The sequence below is a fragment of the Ralstonia mannitolilytica genome, from assembly GCF_905397375.1.
GTDB classification, from domain to species: domain Bacteria; phylum Pseudomonadota; class Gammaproteobacteria; order Burkholderiales; family Burkholderiaceae; genus Ralstonia; species Ralstonia mannitolilytica.
The window spans coordinates 224,183-241,295 of the sequence record NZ_CAJPVG010000003.1 but is presented as its reverse complement, the minus strand read 5'-3'; the positions used below and the strand labels follow the sequence as shown (position 1 = coordinate 241,295).

The 17,113-nt window shown below is 66.6% G+C and carries 17 protein-coding genes; 14 read left to right on the top strand and 3 right to left on the bottom strand.

From position 1 onward, the window contains the following. The first annotated feature begins 26 nt into the window (after positions 1-26). The 11 genes from pncA to KHN96_RS09170 all read left to right on the top strand — a co-directional run bounded on the left by pncA (position 27) and on the right by KHN96_RS09170 (position 11,644). Positions 27-668 carry a bifunctional nicotinamidase/pyrazinamidase gene (gene pncA / locus KHN96_RS09220; protein WP_062739190.1) on the top strand — a complete coding sequence of 214 codons (642 nt, stop codon included), beginning with the start codon at positions 27-29 and terminating at the stop codon, positions 666-668. Positions 669-725: 57 nt separating this feature from the next. After that, on the top strand, positions 726-1,904 hold the full coding sequence (locus KHN96_RS09215; RefSeq protein ID WP_045786800.1) for an acetyl-CoA C-acyltransferase: 1,179 nt from the start codon (positions 726-728) through the stop codon (positions 1,902-1,904). Between the two features lie 203 nt (positions 1,905-2,107). Further along, positions 2,108-3,976 carry an acyl-CoA dehydrogenase gene (locus KHN96_RS09210; protein ID WP_062739191.1) on the top strand — a complete coding sequence of 623 codons (1,869 nt, stop codon included), beginning with the start codon at positions 2,108-2,110 and terminating at the stop codon, positions 3,974-3,976. A 33-nt stretch (positions 3,977-4,009) separates the two neighbouring features. Continuing rightward, positions 4,010-4,792, top strand: a complete 783-nt coding sequence (locus KHN96_RS09205; protein WP_062739192.1) for an SDR family oxidoreductase — start codon at positions 4,010-4,012, stop codon at positions 4,790-4,792. A 32-nt stretch (positions 4,793-4,824) separates the two neighbouring features. After that, entirely contained in the window at positions 4,825-5,259 is a 435-nt protein-coding gene (locus tag KHN96_RS09200; RefSeq protein WP_045786803.1) for a PaaI family thioesterase, read from the top strand. 90 nt (positions 5,260-5,349) lie between these two features. Further along, complete coding sequence (locus tag KHN96_RS09195) at positions 5,350-6,741, top strand: serine hydrolase domain-containing protein (RefSeq protein WP_045786804.1); 1,392 nt, start codon at positions 5,350-5,352, stop codon at positions 6,739-6,741. 44 nt (positions 6,742-6,785) lie between these two features. Further along, positions 6,786-7,796, top strand: a complete 1,011-nt coding sequence (locus KHN96_RS09190; protein ID WP_062739193.1) for an NADP-dependent oxidoreductase — start codon at positions 6,786-6,788, stop codon at positions 7,794-7,796. 102 nt (positions 7,797-7,898) lie between these two features. Continuing rightward, on the top strand, positions 7,899-8,747 hold the full coding sequence (locus tag KHN96_RS09185) for a class II aldolase/adducin family protein (protein WP_045786806.1): 849 nt from the start codon (positions 7,899-7,901) through the stop codon (positions 8,745-8,747). Positions 8,748-8,777: 30 nt separating this feature from the next. Then, entirely contained in the window at positions 8,778-9,734 is a 957-nt protein-coding gene (locus KHN96_RS09180; protein ID WP_115043933.1) for a glutathione S-transferase family protein, read from the top strand. A 52-nt stretch (positions 9,735-9,786) separates the two neighbouring features. Next, complete coding sequence (locus KHN96_RS09175; protein ID WP_045786808.1) at positions 9,787-10,689, top strand: SDR family oxidoreductase; 903 nt, start codon at positions 9,787-9,789, stop codon at positions 10,687-10,689. Between the two features lie 28 nt (positions 10,690-10,717). Next, positions 10,718-11,644, top strand: coding sequence for an alpha/beta fold hydrolase (locus KHN96_RS09170; RefSeq protein ID WP_062739195.1), 927 nt, complete (start codon positions 10,718-10,720; stop codon positions 11,642-11,644). 10 nt (positions 11,645-11,654) lie between these two features. On the opposite strand, the gene KHN96_RS09165 is transcribed toward KHN96_RS09170, so the two are convergent. After that, positions 11,655-12,803, bottom strand: coding sequence for an iron-containing alcohol dehydrogenase (locus KHN96_RS09165; protein WP_045786810.1), 1,149 nt, complete (start codon positions 12,801-12,803; stop codon positions 11,655-11,657). 101 nt (positions 12,804-12,904) lie between these two features. Between KHN96_RS09165 and KHN96_RS09160 the strand changes: the two genes are divergently transcribed. After that, positions 12,905-13,891, top strand: coding sequence for an alpha/beta hydrolase (locus KHN96_RS09160; protein WP_045786811.1), 987 nt, complete (start codon positions 12,905-12,907; stop codon positions 13,889-13,891). A 39-nt stretch (positions 13,892-13,930) separates the two neighbouring features. Then, complete coding sequence (locus KHN96_RS09155) at positions 13,931-14,383, top strand: GNAT family N-acetyltransferase (RefSeq protein WP_045786812.1); 453 nt, start codon at positions 13,931-13,933, stop codon at positions 14,381-14,383. Here KHN96_RS09155 and KHN96_RS09150 read toward each other — a convergent pair. Next, positions 14,373-15,278, bottom strand: coding sequence for a LysR family transcriptional regulator (locus KHN96_RS09150; protein WP_062739196.1), 906 nt, complete (start codon positions 15,276-15,278; stop codon positions 14,373-14,375). The two genes, KHN96_RS09155 and KHN96_RS09150, sit on opposite strands and share 11 nt — an antisense overlap. 106 nt (positions 15,279-15,384) lie before the next feature. On the opposite strand from KHN96_RS09150, the gene KHN96_RS09145 reads away from it, so the two are divergent. Further along, the gene (locus tag KHN96_RS09145) at positions 15,385-16,287 is read left to right on the top strand and encodes a sterol desaturase family protein (protein ID WP_045786814.1); all 903 of its coding nucleotides are present in this window, start codon (positions 15,385-15,387) and stop codon (positions 16,285-16,287) included. 3 nt (positions 16,288-16,290) lie between these two features. Here the strand turns inward: KHN96_RS09145 and KHN96_RS09140 are convergent, their stop codons facing one another. Then, positions 16,291-17,106, bottom strand: a complete 816-nt coding sequence (locus KHN96_RS09140) for an NRDE family protein (protein WP_045786815.1) — start codon at positions 17,104-17,106, stop codon at positions 16,291-16,293. Between the last annotated feature and the right edge of the window lie 7 nt (positions 17,107-17,113).

Genomic DNA, 17,113 nt, shown 5'->3' with positions numbered 1-17,113 from the left:
GCCAATTCATCGACGCGATCACCGCCATGCAACTCACGCCCACCGACTGCCTGCTGATCATCGACGTGCAGAACGACTTTCTGCCCGGCGGTGCGCTGGCCGTGCCGGACGGCGACCAGGTCATCCCGGTCGTCAACCGGCTCGCCAAGGCCTTCGGGCCCGCTGCGCGCACGGTGCTGACGCAGGACTGGCACCCGCGCGAGCACGTGTCGTTCTCGGCCAACCATGCGGGCACGCAGCCGTTCGGCACGATCGACCTGCCGTACGGCCAGCAGGTGCTGTGGCCCGTGCACTGTGTGCAGCACAGCACGGGCGCCGCGCTCGCTGAGGGGCTGGACGTGCCGCATGCGCAGTTGATCGTCCGCAAGGGCTATCACCCGGACATCGACAGCTACTCCGCATTCTTTGAAGCGGATCGGAAGACGCCGACCGGCCTGCTGGGCTACCTGCGCGAGCTTGGGGTCCAGCGCGTGTTCTGCGTCGGGCTCGCCACGGATTTCTGCGTGGCATGGTCGGCACTGGATGCGCGTGCTGCGGGGCTGGAAGTCGCCGTCATCGAAGATGCCTGCCGCGCGATCGACCTCAACGGTTCGCTGGCGCAGGCGTGGCAGCGCATGACGGATGCGGGCATCGCGCGGTTGCAGTCGCACGCGATCTTGAACGGATAACGGAATACCACGGGCGCAGCCGAAGCTGCGCCCCCACCAGATACGAGGAGCAACACCATGACCGAAGCAGTCATCGTTTCCACCGCACGTACGGGCCTGGCCAAGAGCTGGAAGGGCGCCTTCAACATGACGCACGGCGCCACGCTCGGCGGCCACGCAGTGCAGCACGCCATCGCCCGCGCCAAGATCGAGCCGGGCGAGGTGGAAGACGTCCTGATGGGCTGCGCGAACCCGGAAGGCGCGACGGGCGCCAACATCGCGCGCCAGATCGCCCTGCGCGCCGGCTGCCCCGTGACCGTGCCGGGTGCGACCGTCAATCGCTTCTGCTCGTCGGGCCTGCAGACCATCGCGATGGCCGCGCAGCGCGTGATCGCCGATGAGGGCGACATCTTCGTGGCCGGCGGGGTGGAGTCCATCTCGTGCGTGCAGCAGGAGATGAACCGCCACATGCTGCAGGAAGGCTGGCTGAACAAGCACAAGCCCGAAATCTACTGGAGCATGCTGCAGACCGCCGAGAACGTCGCCAAGCGCTACAACATCAGCAAGGAGCGCCAGGACGAATACGGCGTGCAGAGCCAGCAACGCGCCGCCGCCGCTGCGGCCGCCGGCAAGTTCAACGACGAGATCGTCCCGATGACGACCGTCATGGGCGTGGCCGATGCCAAGACCGGGCAGATCATGACGCGCGAAGTCACGATCTCGGCTGATGAAGGCATTCGTCCGGACACGACGCTCGAAGGGGTGACGAAGATCCGCACCGCCATGCCCGGCGGCGTGATCTCGGCCGGCAACGCCAGCCAGTTCTCCGACGGCGCATCGGCCGCGGTGGTGATGAACGGCAAGGTGGCAGCCGCCAAGGGCCTGCAGCCGCTGGGCGTGTTCCGCGGCTTTGCCGTGGCCGGCTGCGAGCCGGACGAAATGGGCATTGGCCCCGTCTTTGCCGTGCCCAAGCTGCTGAAGAAGGCGGGTCTGAAGGTGGAAGACATCGGCCTGTGGGAACTGAACGAAGCGTTCGCCGTGCAGGTGCTGTACTGCGCAGACAAGCTTGGCATCCCGATGGACCGCCTGAACGTCAACGGCGGCGCCATCGCCGTGGGCCACCCGTACGGCGTGTCGGGTGCACGCCTGGTCGGCCACGCGCTGATCGAAGGCAAGCGCCGCGGCGTCAAGTACGTGGTCGTGACCATGTGCATCGGCGGCGGCCAAGGCGCAGCCGGCCTGTTCGAGGTGCTCTGAACAGACAGGCTCCCGCTCAAAACGGGAGCCTGTTTTGTTTCTGGCAGCGCTGGCCTGATCGCCATCTCGCGCGCGCCTTTCTTTGCTTGCTTTCTTTGGCAAGACGAAGAGGGTGAGTCGGGCCCGGCACGGCACGAAACAAGGGGTTGACCCAAAGCCCTCGCCCGGGCAGGGCACGAAACACAGGATGCACCACCAACATCATGTCCTCGAAACTGCTATCCCGCCGCGACCTCAGCTTCCTGCTCTACGAATGGCTCAACGTCGAATCGCTCACACGCATTCCGCGTTATGCCGACCATTCCCGCGAAACGTTCGATGCCGCCCTCGACACCTGCGAGCGCATCGCCACCGACCTTTTCGCCCCGCATAACAAGAAGAACGATCAGCAGGAACCGCATTTCGACGGCACCCGGGTCCACATCATCCCCGAGGTGAAGGCCGCGCTGGACGCTTTCAACAAGGCCGGCCTGATGGCCGCGGGGCAGGATTTCCAGCTCGGCGGCATGCAACTGCCCACCGTGGTCGAGAAAGCCGGTTTCGGCTTCTTCAAGGCCGCCAACGTCGGCACCAGCTCGTATCCGTTCCTCACCATCGGCAATGCGAACCTGCTGCTCGCGCACGGCACGCCGGAGCAGATCGAAACGTTCGTGCAGCCCGAGATGGAAGGCCGCTTCTACGGCACGATGTGCCTGTCGGAGCCGCAGGCCGGGTCGTCGCTGTCGGACATCGTCACGCGCGCGGAGTACGAAGGCGAATCGCGGCTCGGCCCCCAGTACCGCCTGACCGGCAACAAGATGTGGATCTCCGCCGGCGAGCATGAGCTGTCGGAGAACATCATCCACCTCGTGCTGGCAAAGATCCCTGGCCCGGACGGCAAGCTGATTCCCGGCGTGAAGGGCATTTCGCTGTTCATCGTGCCGAAGTTCCTCGTCAACGAAGACGGCTCGCTCGGCGAGCGCAACGACGTGGTGCTCGCCGGCCTGAATCACAAGATGGGCTATCGCGGCACGACCAACTGTCTGCTGAACTTTGGCGAAGGCACGCAGTTCCGTCCGAAGGGTGCTGACGGCCAGCCGCGCGCCGGTGCCGTCGGCTACCTCGTCGGCGAGCCGCACAAGGGGCTCGCCTGCATGTTCCACATGATGAACGAGGCGCGCATCGGCGTCGGCATGGGCGCGACGATGCTCGGCTACACGGGCTACCTGCACGCACTGGACTACGCGCGCAACCGCCCGCAGGGGCGTCCGGTGGGGCCGTCGGGCAAGGACCCCGCGTCCCCGCAGATCCGCATCATCGACCACGCCGATGTCCGCCGCATGCTGCTCGCGCAGAAGGCGTACGTGGAAGGCGCGCTCGGCCTGAACCTGTATTGCGCCAAGCTGGTCGACGAAGAGCGCGGCGAGACGGATGCCGCCAAGCGCGCCAAGCTTGGCCTGCTGCTGGACATCCTCACCCCGATCGCGAAGAGCTGGCCGTCGCAGTGGTGCCTGGAGGCCAACAGCCTGGCGATCCAGGTGCACGGCGGCTACGGCTACACGCGCGAATACAACGTCGAGCAGTTCTACCGCGACAATCGCCTGAACCCGATCCACGAAGGCACGCACGGCATCCAGGGCCTGGACCTGCTCGGCCGCAAGGTCGTCATGCACGACGGCGCCGCGTTCACGGCCCTTGGCGAGCGCGTGCAGGCCACCGTCGGGCGCGCGCTGGAAACCGACGACGAAACGCTGGTCGGCCACGGCCGTGCACTCGGCATGGCTGCGCAGAAGCTCGCCAAGGTCACCCAGACGCTGTGGGCCGCCGGCGATCCGCGCGTCACGCTGGCCAACGCATCGGTGTATCTGGAAGCGTTCGGCCACGTCGTCATCGCGTGGATCTGGCTGGAGCAGGCGCTGTCCGCCGCCAGGGCCTTGCCGGATGCCCATGGCGAGGACGCTGACTTCTACCGCGGCAAGCTGCAGGCCGCACGCTACTTCTTCCAGTGGGAACTGCCGAAGATCGACCCGCAGATCGCGCTGCTGGGCTCGCTCGACACGACCACGCTGGATATGCAGGACGCCTGGTTCTAGGCCATCGCAAACAACAACGAGACAGGAGACACCATGGGTACGCTGAAATCGCTGTTCGATCTCTCGGGCAAGACCGCGCTGGTCACGGGCGGCTCGCGCGGGCTTGGCCTGCAGATTGCCGAAGCGTTGGGCGAGCAGGGCGCACGCATCGTCTTGTCGGCCCGCAAGGCCGATGAGCTGAAGGAAGCGCAGGCGCACCTGAAGTCGCTCGGCATCGAGGCCGACTGGATTGCCGCCGATGGCGCCGTCGAAGCCGACATCCAGCGCCTGGCCGACGGGGCGCTTGCCAAGCTCGGCCACGTCGACATCCTCGTCAACAACGCTGGCGCCACGTGGGGCGCACCGGCCGAAGACCACCCGGTGGAGGCGTGGGACAAGGTGATGAACCTGAACATCCGCGGCCTGTTCCTGCTCTCGCAGCAGATCGGCAAGCGATCGATGATCCCGCGCAAGTACGGCAAGATCATCAACGTGGCGTCGATCGCCGGCCTGAAGGGCAATGCGCCGGGCACGCTCGACACGATCGCCTACAACACCAGCAAGGGCGCGGTGGTCAACTTCACCCGTGCGCTGGCGGGCGAATGGGGCGAGTACAACATCACTGTCAATGCCATCGCGCCGGGCTTCTTCCCTTCGAAGATGACGCGCGGTTCGCTGGAAAAGCTGGGCGTCGACAAACTCGCCGCGCGCACGCCGCTGCGTCGCATTGGCGATGACGAAGACCTCAAGGGGGTGGCGGCGCTCTTCGCGTCAGACGCTTCGAAGCACATCACGGGCCAGATCCTGGCCGTCGACGGCGGCGTGAGCGTGGTCTAATTTCGGCTGCTTTCCACTCTCTTGAACGCAGCATGAGCGCAGACAACAACGGTTTTCCGATCGACATTCCCTTCCTGAAGCTTCTCGGCATGCGCTGCCTGAAGGCCGAGGGCGGCGAGGGCATCGTCGAACTCGCCCTTGAAGCCCAGCACATGAACAGTTGGGAAATGGCCCACGGCGGCGTGACCATGACGATGCTCGACGTGGCGATGGCCATGGCGGGCCGCTCGGCAGACGCACACGGCCGCGGCGTGGTGACGATCGAGATGAAGACGGCGTTCATGCAGCCCGGACGCGGCACGCTCACGGCGAGCGCGCGCTGCGTGCACCAGTCGACCACCATGGCCTTCTGCGAAGGCGAGGTGCGCGATGGCGACGGCAAGCTGGTGGCACGCGGCTCAGGCACGTTCAAGTTCGTCAAGCGGATGCCGCCGCCGCGCACACCTGAGCCGGGCGCGGACGGCTGATCTGCCTGCAATGAAGTCCGCAGTACAGCCATGCCGGGTGGCAGGCCGAATCCGGTTCGGCTCATAAGAAGAACCATCTAGGAGATGACGATGCAACAACCTGCGCGGCGGGCCGTGTCCGCCCTTGCCATCACGCTGCTTTGCGCCACCGGACTGACCATGACCCTCGAAGGATGCGCTTCCCATCCGGCCCCGGCGGCCGATGCGCCGGCCACCGTGCAAGCACCCCCTGCACCGAACCCGCCGGCGCAGAAGCCGCTGACGGCCGACGAATCCGACCCGAACAAGATGGGCTGGATGCAGGGCTTCCCGCCGCCGCCCGATCGCATCATCCGCTTTGACCTGGCGGGCAACATGTTCCCGCGCACGCGCTACGGCTACAGCCACGTGCGCGAGTTCGTGCCGACGCGCGCGGTCTGGCGCGGTGACGGCCCCGTCAGCAAGCTGCCGCGCGCCGAGCGCGACATCAGCGGCGTGCTGTTTACCGATCCGAACGGCACGCGCCGCACGTTTGCCGAGGCGCTCAAGCTGACCTACACCGACGGCATCCTCGTCATGCACAAGGGCAAGGTGGTCTACGAGCGTTACTTTGGTGCGCTCGATGCGCATACGCCGCACATCGCCATGTCGGTCACAAAATCGTTTGTTGGCACGCTGGCCGCCATGCTCGTGGCGGACGGCAAGCTCGATCCGGCTGCGCCGGTGACGCAGTACGTGCCGGAGTTGAAGGACACCGCTTATGGCGACGCCACCGTGCGCCAGGTCATGGACATGACCGTGGGCGTGCGTTACTCCGAGAACTATGCCGACCCGAACGCCGATGTCTGGGCCTACGCCCGCGCCGGCGGCATGCTGCCGCGCCCGCCGGGCTACAAGGGCCCCGACAACTTCTACGACTACCTCACGACGCTGCGCAAGGAAGGCGAGCACGACGCGGAATTCGCGTACAAGACCGTCAACGCCGAAACGCTGGCGTGGATCGTGCGCCGTGCGTCGAACAAATCGCTGGCGGCGCTGCTGTCCGAGCGCATCTGGCAGCCGATGGGCGCACAGGACGATGCGTACTTCTCGGTCGACAGCATCGGTACGGAATCGGGCGGCGGTGGCCTGAACACCACGCTGCGCGACCTGGCGCGCTTTGGCGAGATGATTCGCAACGACGGCCGCTTCAACGGCAGGCAGATCCTGCCCAAAAGCGTGATCGACGACATCCGCCGCGGCGGCGACCCGGCCAAGTTTGCGAAGGCAGGCTACACGACGCTGCCCGGCTATTCGTACCGCAACATGTGGTGGGTTTCGAGCAATGATCACCACACGTTCGAAGCGCGCGGCATCCACGGCCAGCGCATCTATATTGATCCGGTGGCCCAGATGACGATCGTGCGCTATGCCTCGCACCCGGTCGCTGCCAATGCGGCCAATGATCCGGTCACGCATCGGGCATTTGCGGCGCTGGCCGAGTACTTCATGCAACACAAGTAACACCCCGACCCAACACCGATATCCGATATTCAGGAGCGTTTTTCATGTCGAAGACCTATCAGCGCATCGTTCTGGCTTCGCGCCCCCAGGGGGCCGTGACGCCCGAGAACTTCCGCCTGGAGACGGTGGATCTGCCGGAACTGCAGGACGGCCAGGTGCTGGTGCGCAACCATTTCCTGTCGCTCGACCCGTACATGCGCGGTCGCATGAACGACAGCAAGTCGTATGCGCAGCCGCAGCCGCTCGATGAAGTGATGATCGGCGGCACGGTGGGCGTGGTGGAGGCGTCCAGGAACCCGTCGTTTGCCGTCGGCGACAGCGTGGTCGGCATGTTCGGCTGGCAGGAGGTCGGCATCTCCGATGGCCGCGGCATCCAGAAGGTCGACACGCGTCACATTCCGCTGTCGGCATACCTGGGCGCGGTGGGCATGCCCGGTGTGACGGCGTGGTACGGCCTGAACAAGATCATGCACCCGAAGCCTGGCCAGACCGTGGCGGTGAGCGCCGCTTCGGGCGCCGTGGGCAGCGTGGTCGGCCAGCTGGCCAAGCTCAAGGGTTGCCGCGCCGTGGGTTTTGCCGGCGGCAAGGACAAGTGCGACTACGTGGTCAACGAACTCGGCTTTGACGCCTGTATCGACTACAAGGCCGCCAAGGACCCGAAAGAGCTCTACAGGATGCTCAAGGAGGCCACGCCGGACGGCATCGACGCGTACTTCGAGAACGTCGGCGGCACGATCCTCGACGCCGTGCTCTCGCGCATGAACCCGTTCGGGCGCATCGCCATGTGCGGCATGATCGCCGGCTACGACGGCCAGCCGCTGCCGATGCAGAACCCGCAGCTGATCCTGGTGTCGCGCCTGACGATCGAAGGCTTCATCGTCTCCGAACACATGGACGTGTGGCCGGAAGCACTGCGCGAACTCGGCGGCTACGTGGCACAGGGCAAGCTCAAGTTCCGCGAGAGCGTGGCGCAGGGCCTGGCGAGCGCGCCGGAAGCCTTCATGGGCCTGCTCAAGGGCAAGAACTTCGGCAAGCAGCTCGTCAAGCTGGTCTGACGTTTTGATGTGGCTGCACGGACTGTCAAGCCATTGACAGTCCGCCGGGCAGGGGCCGCCACAGAATGGCCCCACCCACAATGACTGCGTGAAGGAGACACCATGAATGCACCTGAAACCGCACACGCCAAGCGGCCCGACAGCATGAGCGCCAGCCTCAGCCCCGAGGCCGCCGCCCGCTATCGCAACCTGCCGCGTCCGCCGCAATTCGCCACCGTTGAAGAAGAGCGCCTGCACCGCAAGCAGCGGCTGGCTGCAGCGTTCCGGTTGTTCTCCAGATTCGGTTTCGATGAAGGTGTGGCCGGCCACATCACCGCGCGCGACCCCGAGCACCAGGACAGCTTCTGGGTGAACCCGTTCGGCGTGCACTTCAGCCAGGTCAAGGTGTCGAACCTGATCCGCTGCGATCACCACGGCAACGTGGTCGAAGGCGATTACCCGGTCAATGCCGCAGCGTTTGCGATCCACTCCCGCGTGCACCAGGCACGGCCCGACGCGGTGGCCGCGGCGCATTCGCACAGCACATACGGCCGCGCGTGGTCGACACTCGGGCGCAAGCTCGATCCGCTCACGCAGGACGTCTGCGCGTTCTACGAAGACCACGCCGTGTACGACGATTTCGGCGGCGTGGTAGTCGAGCTGGACGAAGGCCAGCGCATTGCCGAGGCGCTCGGCGACAACAAGGCCGCGATCCTCCAGAACCACGGCCTGCTGACAGTCGGCAAGACCGTCGACGAGGCGGCGTGGTGGTTCATCACGATGGAGCGCTCGTGCCAGGTGCAGCTGCTGGCCGAAGCCGCTGCCGCGCGCACGGGCGAGGCACCGCGCACGATTTCCGATGCGGCTGCGCGCCAGGCGTATTCCATCGTGGGCTCGGCGCAGGCGGGGTGGTTCCAGTTCCAGCCGCTCTATGCGCGCATCGTCAAAGAGCAACCCGATCTGCTCGATTGATCGGCGCCCACGAAACCACCAGGAATGCCCATGACGGATCTGATCCTGCATCACTACGCCACCTCGCCGTTTTCGGAGAAGGTGCGGCTGATCCTCGGCTACAAGGACCAGCCGTGGAAGTCCGTCACGGTGCCCTCCATCCTGCCCAAGCCCGACGTGATGCCGCTCACGGGCGGCTACCGGCGCACGCCGTTCCTGCAGATCGGCGCGGATATCTACTGCGATACGGCGCTGATCGCGCAGGTGCTCGAATCGATCCACCCGCTGCCGAAGCTGGTGCCGTCGGAGCATGCGGCGGCCGTGTTCGCCATGGCGCAATGGGCGGACACGACGCTGTTCTGGGCGACGGCCACCTACGTCACGCAGCCGGCCGGTTTCCAGAGCCTGTTCGGCGGCGCGCCCGAGGCATTCGTCAAGGCGTTCGTGGAAGACCGCAAGGCGATGCGCGCCGGCGGCACAGGCCTGCGCACGCCGCTGCCGGAAGCGACGTCGACCCTGCACGTCTTCCTGGCGCAGCTCGAGCGCCAGCTCGCGACCGGCGAGCACATCTTCCTGTTCGGAGAGCAGCCGACCGTGGCCGATTTCTCCGTCTACCACTGCCTGTGGTTCATTCGCCGCGCGGCGGCGGTGGCGGGCATTCTGGATGCCCATCCCGACGTGGTGGCATGGATGCACCGGGTCGCGGCGCTGGGCCATTCGCAGGCGCAGCCGATGACGCCCGCCGAAGCGCTCGATATTGCAAAGGCCGCCACGCCGCGCGCATTGACGGACACGAAGGCGGCCTTCGACGACCGCTACGGCCTGCCCAAGGGCACACGCGTGACGGTGGCCGCTGTCGATTACGGCGTGGACCCGCTCGAAGGCGAGCTGATCGTCTCCACGCGCGACGCCGTGGGCGTGCTGCGTGAAGATGCGCGTGTCGGGCAGGTGGTGGTGCATTTCCCGCGCGTGGGTTACGCCGTGCGCAAGGTCGAGACGGCAGACTGACGGCGTTGCCAACGCCATCGCATTTCATGACAACAACACGAGAGAGACACGTATGAAGCAATTCGCAGGCGGTGTGGCCGTCATCACGGGCGGTGCGTCGGGTTTCGGCAAGGAGTTCGCCAAGAACGCGGCCGGGTTGGGCATGAAGCTGGTGCTGGCCGATATCCAGCAGGATGCGCTGGATGCCGCCGTGGCCGAGTTCACGGCGCAGGGCGTGGAAGTGATCGGGCTGCGCGTCGACGTGTCGAAGGTGGAAGACGTGCAGGCGCTGGCCGATGCGGCCATGAAGACGTTCGGCAAGGTGAACCTGCTGTTCAACAACGCGGGCGTGGGCGCGGGCGGTCTGATCTGGGAGAACACCGAGCGCGACTGGGACTGGGTGCTTGGTGTGAACCTGCATGGCGTGATCCACGGCGTGCGCATCTTCACGCCGCTCATGCTCGAAGCCGCCAGGAAGGATCCGTCGTACGAGGGCCATATCGTCAATACGGCGTCGATGGCGGGGCTGCTGAATGCGCCGGCCATGGGCATCTACAACGTGTCCAAGCATGCGGTGGTGGCGCTGTCCGAATCGCTGTACCAGGATCTGAGCCTGGTGACCGAGCAGATTCATTGCTCGGTGCTGTGCCCGTATTTCGTGCCGACCGGCATCACGCAGTCGGACCGCAACCGCCCGCAGGATCTCGCCAATACGGCGCCGCCCACCAAGTCGCAGCTCGTCTCGCGCGCCATGTCGGAGAAGGCTGTCAGTTCCGGCAAGGTGACGGCCGAGCAGGTCGGCAAGATGACCTTCGACGCCATCCGCAACGCGGGCTTCTACATCTATTCGCACCCGCACGCGCTGGCACCGGTGCAGCGCCGCTTTGAAGACATCATCTCGCAGCGCAACCCGTCGGACCCGTTCGATGGCAAGCCCGACGTGCGTGCGCGTCTGGTCGATGCCCTGCGCGGGTGATCACACCTCCAAGACTTCCGGGACTGCCATGACCGCCGCACCCACTGCCGCCATCACCGAATCGCAATTCGCCGACCTGCCCAACGGCACGCGGCTGCATTACGCCAGCGCCGGCCAGCGCGGTGCGCCGCTCATGCTGTTTGTCCATGGCTTCCCGGAGTTCTGGTACGAGTGGGAGGCGCAGCTCGCCGCGTTTGGTGACACGCACTTTGCGGTGGCCCCCGACATGCGCGGCTTCAACCTGTCGAGCAAGCCGGCCGCGGTCGATGCGTACCGCCCGAAGATGCTCGTGCAGGATCTGGAGCAGTTCATCGCGGCGCTGGGCTATGAGCGCGCGATCGTGGTCGCGCACGACTGGGGCGGGGCGATCTGCTGGAACCTTGCCATCCAGCATCCGGAGCGGGTGGAGCGGCTGGTCATCATCAACTCGCCACACCCTTGGGTGTTTGCGAATGCGCTGCTGAGCGATCCGGCACAGCAGGCTTCGTCGGCGTATATGAACTGGCTGCGCAAGCCCGGCTCGGAAGAGGCGCTGGCCGCCAACGACTTCGAAAAGCTCGAAGGCTTCTTCAGCGGCATGGGCCAGCCCGTGGCCGAATGGTTCACGCCCGAGGTGCGGGCGCGCTATCACGCGGCCTGGAGCCGGCCGGGCGAAGGCGGCTCGCATGGCCTGACAGGCGGCGTGAATTACTACCGCGCCTCGCCGCTGCACCCGCCCACCGAAGGCACGGCGCCGCTGCGCATCGACCAGATGCCGCCCGAGGCGTTCGTCGTCAAGGTGCCCACACTCGTGATCTGGGGCGAGATGGACATGGCGCTGCCGAAAAGCCTGCTCAACGGGCTAGAGCGGTTCATTCCGGACATGCGCCTGGAGCGCATTCCCGACGGCACGCACTGGGTCGTGCACGAACAACCGGAGCGCATTGCCGCGCTGATCCGGTCGTTCGTTTCTTGACCCGCCCGCGTTACATCGATTCCGCCAGCATGCGGCGGTAGTCGTCCGCCGTGGCGATGCGCGGGTTGGTCTTGTGGCAGTGGTCGAGCAGGGCGCCCTCGACCACGTGTTCGAGCGCGTCTTCCGGCACGCCCATCTGGCGCAGGCCCGTGGGCAGGCCCAGGCGCGCGGTGAGGTCATGCACCGCCTGCGCAAGGTCAGCGCCGGCCGGCAGGTTCATCACGCGGCGCATGCGGGCATAGCGGTTGTCGCGCACGACCGTCTCTGCCGTCTCGTTGAAGCGCAGCACCGCCGGCAACACCACCGCATTGAGCGTGCCGTGATGCAGCCCCGTCTTGCCGTCGACCTTCACGCCGCCCAGCGGGTGCGACAGCGAATGCACGCACCCGAGCCCCTTCTGAAACGCCATCGCGCCCTGCATCGACGCGCTCATCATGTTCAGCCGCGCATCGCGGTCGGCGCCATCACGCGTGGCGCGCTCGATGTTCGCCCACGCCCGTTCCAGACCGTCCAGCGCGATGCCGTCGGCAGGCGGATTGAAGGCTGGCGCGAGGAAAGTCTCGATGCAATGCGCGATGGCGTCCATCCCCGTGGCGGCGGTCAGCATCGGCGGCAGGCCCAGCGTCAGTTCTGCATCGCAGATCGCCGACTTTGGCAACAGGTGCCACGAGTGGAAACCGAGCTTGCGGCCGTCTTCCAGGATGATGATCGCGCCGCGCGCCACTTCGCTGCCGGTGCCGGCCGTCGTGGGAATGGCGATCAGCGGCGCCGCGGCTTCCGTGATCTTGCCACTGCCGCCTTCGATGGTGGCGTACGTGGTGAGCGGCTCCGGGTGCGTTGCGGCAATCGCGATGCCCTTGGCGAGGTCGATCGACGAACCGCCGCCAATGGCGATCAGCCCATCGCAGCCGGCGTCCTTGTATTGCGCGGTGGCCTTCATCACCATCGCTTCGGTGGGGTTGGACGGCGTCTCGTCGAATACGGTGACGGGCAGCCCGCCCGTGGCGTCGATGGCCCGCTGCGCCAGCCCGGCGGCGGCCACGCCCTTGTCGGTCACGACCATCGGGCGGCGGATGCCCACGCGCGCGCATTCGCTTTTCAGTTCGTCGATCGTGCCAAAGCCGAGGTGGACGTGGGTGAGGTAGTAGATGAGGGCCATGCTGTCTCCGGTGGTGTCTGTGTGCCCGTCTTGTGGCGCGGGCGTGGTTCGATGGATACTCCGATGATAGCCATATTAGAACGATCGTTCAGTTCCCCTGCATGCAGCACCCAACGCCGCACCCGCATCTCGACCCGCACGTCGCCCAGTTGCTTGATCTCGTGGCGCGTGCCAAGCGTCCGCCGCTCAATGCGCTCGACCCGGCCGACGCCAAGATCGCCTACGAAAAGAGCAGCCCCATTGTCGACATCCCGGCCATTCCGTTGGAGTCGGTGCACGACCTGACGGTCACGGCGCGCGATGGTTTCCCGATTCCCATTCGCACGTACGCTGCCCGCGCGGCAAGCTGGGCCGACCCGCTGCCGCTGCTCGTGTACTTCCACGGTGGCGGCTTCACGGTCGGCAGCATCAAGACGCACGACCAGCTGTGCCGGTCGCTCGCCGCCAAATCCGGGGCGATGGTGCTGTCGGTCGATTACCGGCTCGCGCCCGAGTGGAAGTTCCCCACCGCCGCCGAGGACGCCTTCGACGTGATGCAGTGGGTCTTCGATGAAGCCGCCAGCATCGGCGCAGACCCGGCGCGCATTGCCTTCGGTGGCGACAGCGCGGGCGGCACGCTCGCCGCCGTGTGCGCCATCGAGGCGCGCAACCGGGGCCTCGCTCCCGTGCTGCAGCTGCTGATCTACCCCGGCACCACGGCGCGAGAGAGCACGCCTTCGCACCGCGAATTCGCCGAGGGCTACCTGCTCACGCAGGAGATGATCCGCTGGTTCTTCTCGCAATACCTGCGCAGCGACGCCGACCGCGACGACTGGCGCTTCGCCCCGCTCGACGCCGGCGGCCACGGCGCCGATGTGACCGGCGTGTGCCCCGCGTGGATTGCCGTGGCCGGCTTCGACCCCATCCGCGACGCCGGCATCGGCTACGCCAACAAGCTGCGCGCGGCCGAGGTGCCGGTCGAACTCAAGCTGTATGCAGGCATGATCCACGACTTCTTCAAGATCGGCCGCTTCGTGCCGGCCGTGGAAGATGCGCACCGCGATGCCGCCAGCGCGCTGCGCCGCGCCTTCGGCACTGAGACCGAATAGCCGAACCCCTCTTCAACGTTCAAGTATTGAAACCCGAACATGACTGCTCCTGAATCTGTCCGCCCGCTGGCCGGCGTAGAAGTCGACCGCTGGGACGCCGTGCGCGAAGAAGCCCGCGCCATCCGCTACGACGTGTTCGTCATCGAGCAGGGCGTGCCCGTCGAGCTGGAATGGGACGAGTGGGATGACCAATGCTGGCACGCACTGGCGCGCGATACCGCCGGGCGCGCCGTGGCCACCGGCCGCCTGCTGCCCGACGGGCATATCGGCCGCATGGCGGTGCGCAAGGAGGCGCGCGGTACGGGCGTGGGCGCGCGCGTGCTCGAAGCGCTGATCGCGAAGGCACAGTCGCTCGGGTATCGGGAGCTGATCCTCAACGCGCAAACGCACGCCATGCCGTTCTATGCGCGCGCCGGCTTCACGGCCGAGGGCGGGGAATTTGAAGAAGCCGGCATCCCGCACCGGACCATGCGCCGCGTGCTCACACGTTGATGGCCTCGGCGGCCCGCACGATGGCTGCGATGGCCGCCTGCGCTGCGGGTGATGCCGTCCTGCCGCGCAAGCGCACGATGCCCGTGGTGGACGGCTGCGAGAGCCAGCCCTTCACCGTGAGCCGGACTAGCGTGCCGGCCTCCAGCTCTTCGCGCACGGCGGCATCCGTGGCGCCCAGGATGGTGTCGGTGGTGAGCGCCACCGTCTTCAGCACGCCGTAGTTGTCGCATTCCAGCGCGATGGTCGCCTGCTGGCCCGCTGGCAGCCCGAGCAGCTTCGCCAGATCCATCTTGGATGGGCTCAGCAGCTTGGGCACGGCAACGCCGTATTCCCACACCTCGCGCAGCGTCGCCTTGCGCCCGGCCAGCGGATGGCCCGCCCGCGCATACAGATGCGGCGGCTGGCCGCCGATCGGCTGGACATCCAGCGCGGCGTCTGCCGGCATGTCGCGCACGTCCGCGGCAAAGAACTCGATGTTCTCGCTGCGCAGGCGTTGGAGCAGCTGCGCCCAGTTGCCCACCTCCATGCGCAGCGCCACCTGCGGATGCTGCTGGCGCAACTCGCGCAGCGCCTGCGGCATCAGCGTGGCCGTCAACAGCGGCCCGACCCCGAAGGCGGTGTCGCCCAGATGGCTGTCACGGTAGAGCTCAACATCGCGCTGCAGGCAACGCGCCTCGAACAGCAGTTGGCGCGCGCGCTTGATGACGAAGGCGCCCGCAGGCGTGGGACGTACGTCGCCGGTCTCGCGGTCGAACAGGCGGATGCCGAGATCGTCTTCCACCGCCTGGATGCTGCGGCTGAAGGCCGGCTGGCTGAGGTGGACCTGCTCCGCCGCCCGTGCAAAGTGCAGCGTGTCGGCCAAGGCGACGACATGGCCCAGGCGGCGTAGATCCATGGCATTGCGTTCCGTGCATTGAGCAGATGTCGATTATGCATTAGACGCATTGAAGCGCCACGCCTAGCATCGTCTTCACAACCATTCAACGTGAGGAGACACCGCGATGAGTTCCCAGGTGGAGCACGCCCTGATAGCTGCCTGCATCCTCGGCTTTGCCGCCATGGAATTCGTCACGCGGCGTTACCAGGCCACCGTGCGCGGGCGCGCCACCGCCAACGATGCCTGGCTCGAGGCGCTGATGTTCGTGAGCCTCATCGCCGTGACGCAGCCGATCGCAATGCTGGGCAGCAATGCGCTGTGCAAGTGGCTCATCCCGGCGCAGCACAACGCGTGGGCGAACCTGCCGTGGTGGGCCATGACGGGCCTGCTGCTGGTCGGGGACGACCTGACCCAGTATCTGTGGCACCGCGCATCGCACACGCCGCTGCTGTGGCCGCTGCACCGCGCACATCACAGTGCGCCCTACATGAGCGTGCGCATCACGTACCGCAACAACTTCTTCTATTACCTGATGATGCCGGGCCTGTGGATTGGCGGCGTGGCGGTGTACCTGGGCTTCGGGCCCGTCTATGCGGCGTACGTGGTGGTCAAGCTGGCGGTCATCATCGGCGCGCATTGCGCGTGGCCGTGGGATGCACCGCTGTACCGCATTCGCGCGCTGCGTCCGGTGATGTGGGTGGTCGAACGCACGATTTCCACGCCGGCCACGCACTGGGCGCACCACGCGCTGACCAACGCCGATGGCATCGGCCATTACAAGGGCAACTTCGGCAACCTGCTGTTCTTCTGGGATGTGCTGTTCGGCACGGCGCACATCACGCGCAAGTACCCGGCGCAAATCGGCCTGCAGGACGACGCGCTGTTCGGCCCGGAGCGGTGGACAGCCCAGATGTTCTATCCGCTGGTGCACTCGCGGCGCGAGCATTCGGCGCTGCGCCCGGGCGGTACGGCGGTCACGGAAATGGAGGTGGACGCGGCCCCGGGCGCAAGTCGGGAAGCCGCCTGAGCGTCAGGTGTCGGCGTGGGTGACTGTGTCGAGCACGCCGAGATAGCGCGTCTCGCCAATCTGGCCTTGAGCGTCAAAGCGGCGCTCCGTCACGTCGAAGCAGCCGTCGTGACGAATGCGCACCACGGTGCTGGCGCGCGTGCCGTAGCGCGGCGAGCGGATGAACGCGGCGGAGAGCAGCTTTTCCCATTCCGGCGCCACGCCCGTGGAGGGCAGCGCGCTGGCCGGGGCTTCGCGGGTTTCCGACAAGAGCGCCAGATACCGGCCGACATCCACCGCATTGCCATGCCGGCCCGTATCGGCGGCCAGCGCTTCGGCAAAGGCGGCCATGCGGTGCCGCACCTTGAACCAAGGTGTATCGAGCAGCGCGTTCGACAGCCCATAGAGGCCCGGCGACAGTTTGCGCGGCGCCTCGGCGCGGTTGCTCGTCCACCAGAGTTCATCGCGGGTGGCGGTCAGCAGGTTGTAGCCGTTGTAGGCGCGGTTGCGGGCCGTGAGGTTGTCGAGATAGGCCGGGATGGACACGTCGTCCGCTGTCAGGAAATCGGCGACCAGTTCGCCACGCGATCGCGCATCCGGGCGGCGCTCGGAGGGTGCGCGGTAGTTGGTCAGCGCGGCAAAGCGGCCGTCGCGCGTCATGCCCATCCACGTGCCTGCGTGGCCGACGACCTGTGCCAGATCGCGCCCGCCGAGCACGTTCGGCGCATCGCTCCACCACGCCAGCGGCGCGGCGGGGCGGTCATAGAATTCGTCCCGGTTGGCGGCCACCACCAGCGCGTAGGCGGGGTGGGCGTGCCAGGCCGTGAGAATCAAACACATAACAGCT

What these genes read in the sequence shown, in the direction of transcription:
- pncA (WP_062739190.1), top strand. Translation starts at nt 27, where the DNA reads ATGCAACTCACGCCCACCGACTGCCTGCTGATCATCGACGTGCAGAAC.
- KHN96_RS09215 (WP_045786800.1), top strand. Translation starts at nt 726, where the DNA reads ATGACCGAAGCAGTCATCGTTTCCACCGCACGTACGGGCCTGGCCAAG.
- KHN96_RS09210 (WP_062739191.1), top strand. Translation starts at nt 2,108, where the DNA reads ATGTCCTCGAAACTGCTATCCCGCCGCGACCTCAGCTTCCTGCTCTAC.
- KHN96_RS09205 (WP_062739192.1), top strand. Translation starts at nt 4,010, where the DNA reads ATGGGTACGCTGAAATCGCTGTTCGATCTCTCGGGCAAGACCGCGCTG.
- KHN96_RS09200 (WP_045786803.1), top strand. Translation starts at nt 4,825, where the DNA reads ATGAGCGCAGACAACAACGGTTTTCCGATCGACATTCCCTTCCTGAAG.
- KHN96_RS09195 (WP_045786804.1), top strand. Translation starts at nt 5,350, where the DNA reads ATGCAACAACCTGCGCGGCGGGCCGTGTCCGCCCTTGCCATCACGCTG.
- KHN96_RS09190 (WP_062739193.1), top strand. Translation starts at nt 6,786, where the DNA reads ATGTCGAAGACCTATCAGCGCATCGTTCTGGCTTCGCGCCCCCAGGGG.
- KHN96_RS09185 (WP_045786806.1), top strand. Translation starts at nt 7,899, where the DNA reads ATGAATGCACCTGAAACCGCACACGCCAAGCGGCCCGACAGCATGAGC.
- KHN96_RS09180 (WP_115043933.1), top strand. Translation starts at nt 8,778, where the DNA reads ATGACGGATCTGATCCTGCATCACTACGCCACCTCGCCGTTTTCGGAG.
- KHN96_RS09175 (WP_045786808.1), top strand. Translation starts at nt 9,787, where the DNA reads ATGAAGCAATTCGCAGGCGGTGTGGCCGTCATCACGGGCGGTGCGTCG.
- KHN96_RS09170 (WP_062739195.1), top strand. Translation starts at nt 10,718, where the DNA reads ATGACCGCCGCACCCACTGCCGCCATCACCGAATCGCAATTCGCCGAC.
- KHN96_RS09165 (WP_045786810.1), bottom strand. Translation starts at nt 12,803, where the DNA reads ATGGCCCTCATCTACTACCTCACCCACGTCCACCTCGGCTTTGGCACG.
- KHN96_RS09160 (WP_045786811.1), top strand. Translation starts at nt 12,905, where the DNA reads ATGCAGCACCCAACGCCGCACCCGCATCTCGACCCGCACGTCGCCCAG.
- KHN96_RS09155 (WP_045786812.1), top strand. Translation starts at nt 13,931, where the DNA reads ATGACTGCTCCTGAATCTGTCCGCCCGCTGGCCGGCGTAGAAGTCGAC.
- KHN96_RS09150 (WP_062739196.1), bottom strand. Translation starts at nt 15,278, where the DNA reads ATGGATCTACGCCGCCTGGGCCATGTCGTCGCCTTGGCCGACACGCTG.
- KHN96_RS09145 (WP_045786814.1), top strand. Translation starts at nt 15,385, where the DNA reads ATGAGTTCCCAGGTGGAGCACGCCCTGATAGCTGCCTGCATCCTCGGC.
- KHN96_RS09140 (WP_045786815.1), bottom strand. Translation starts at nt 17,106, where the DNA reads ATGTGTTTGATTCTCACGGCCTGGCACGCCCACCCCGCCTACGCGCTG.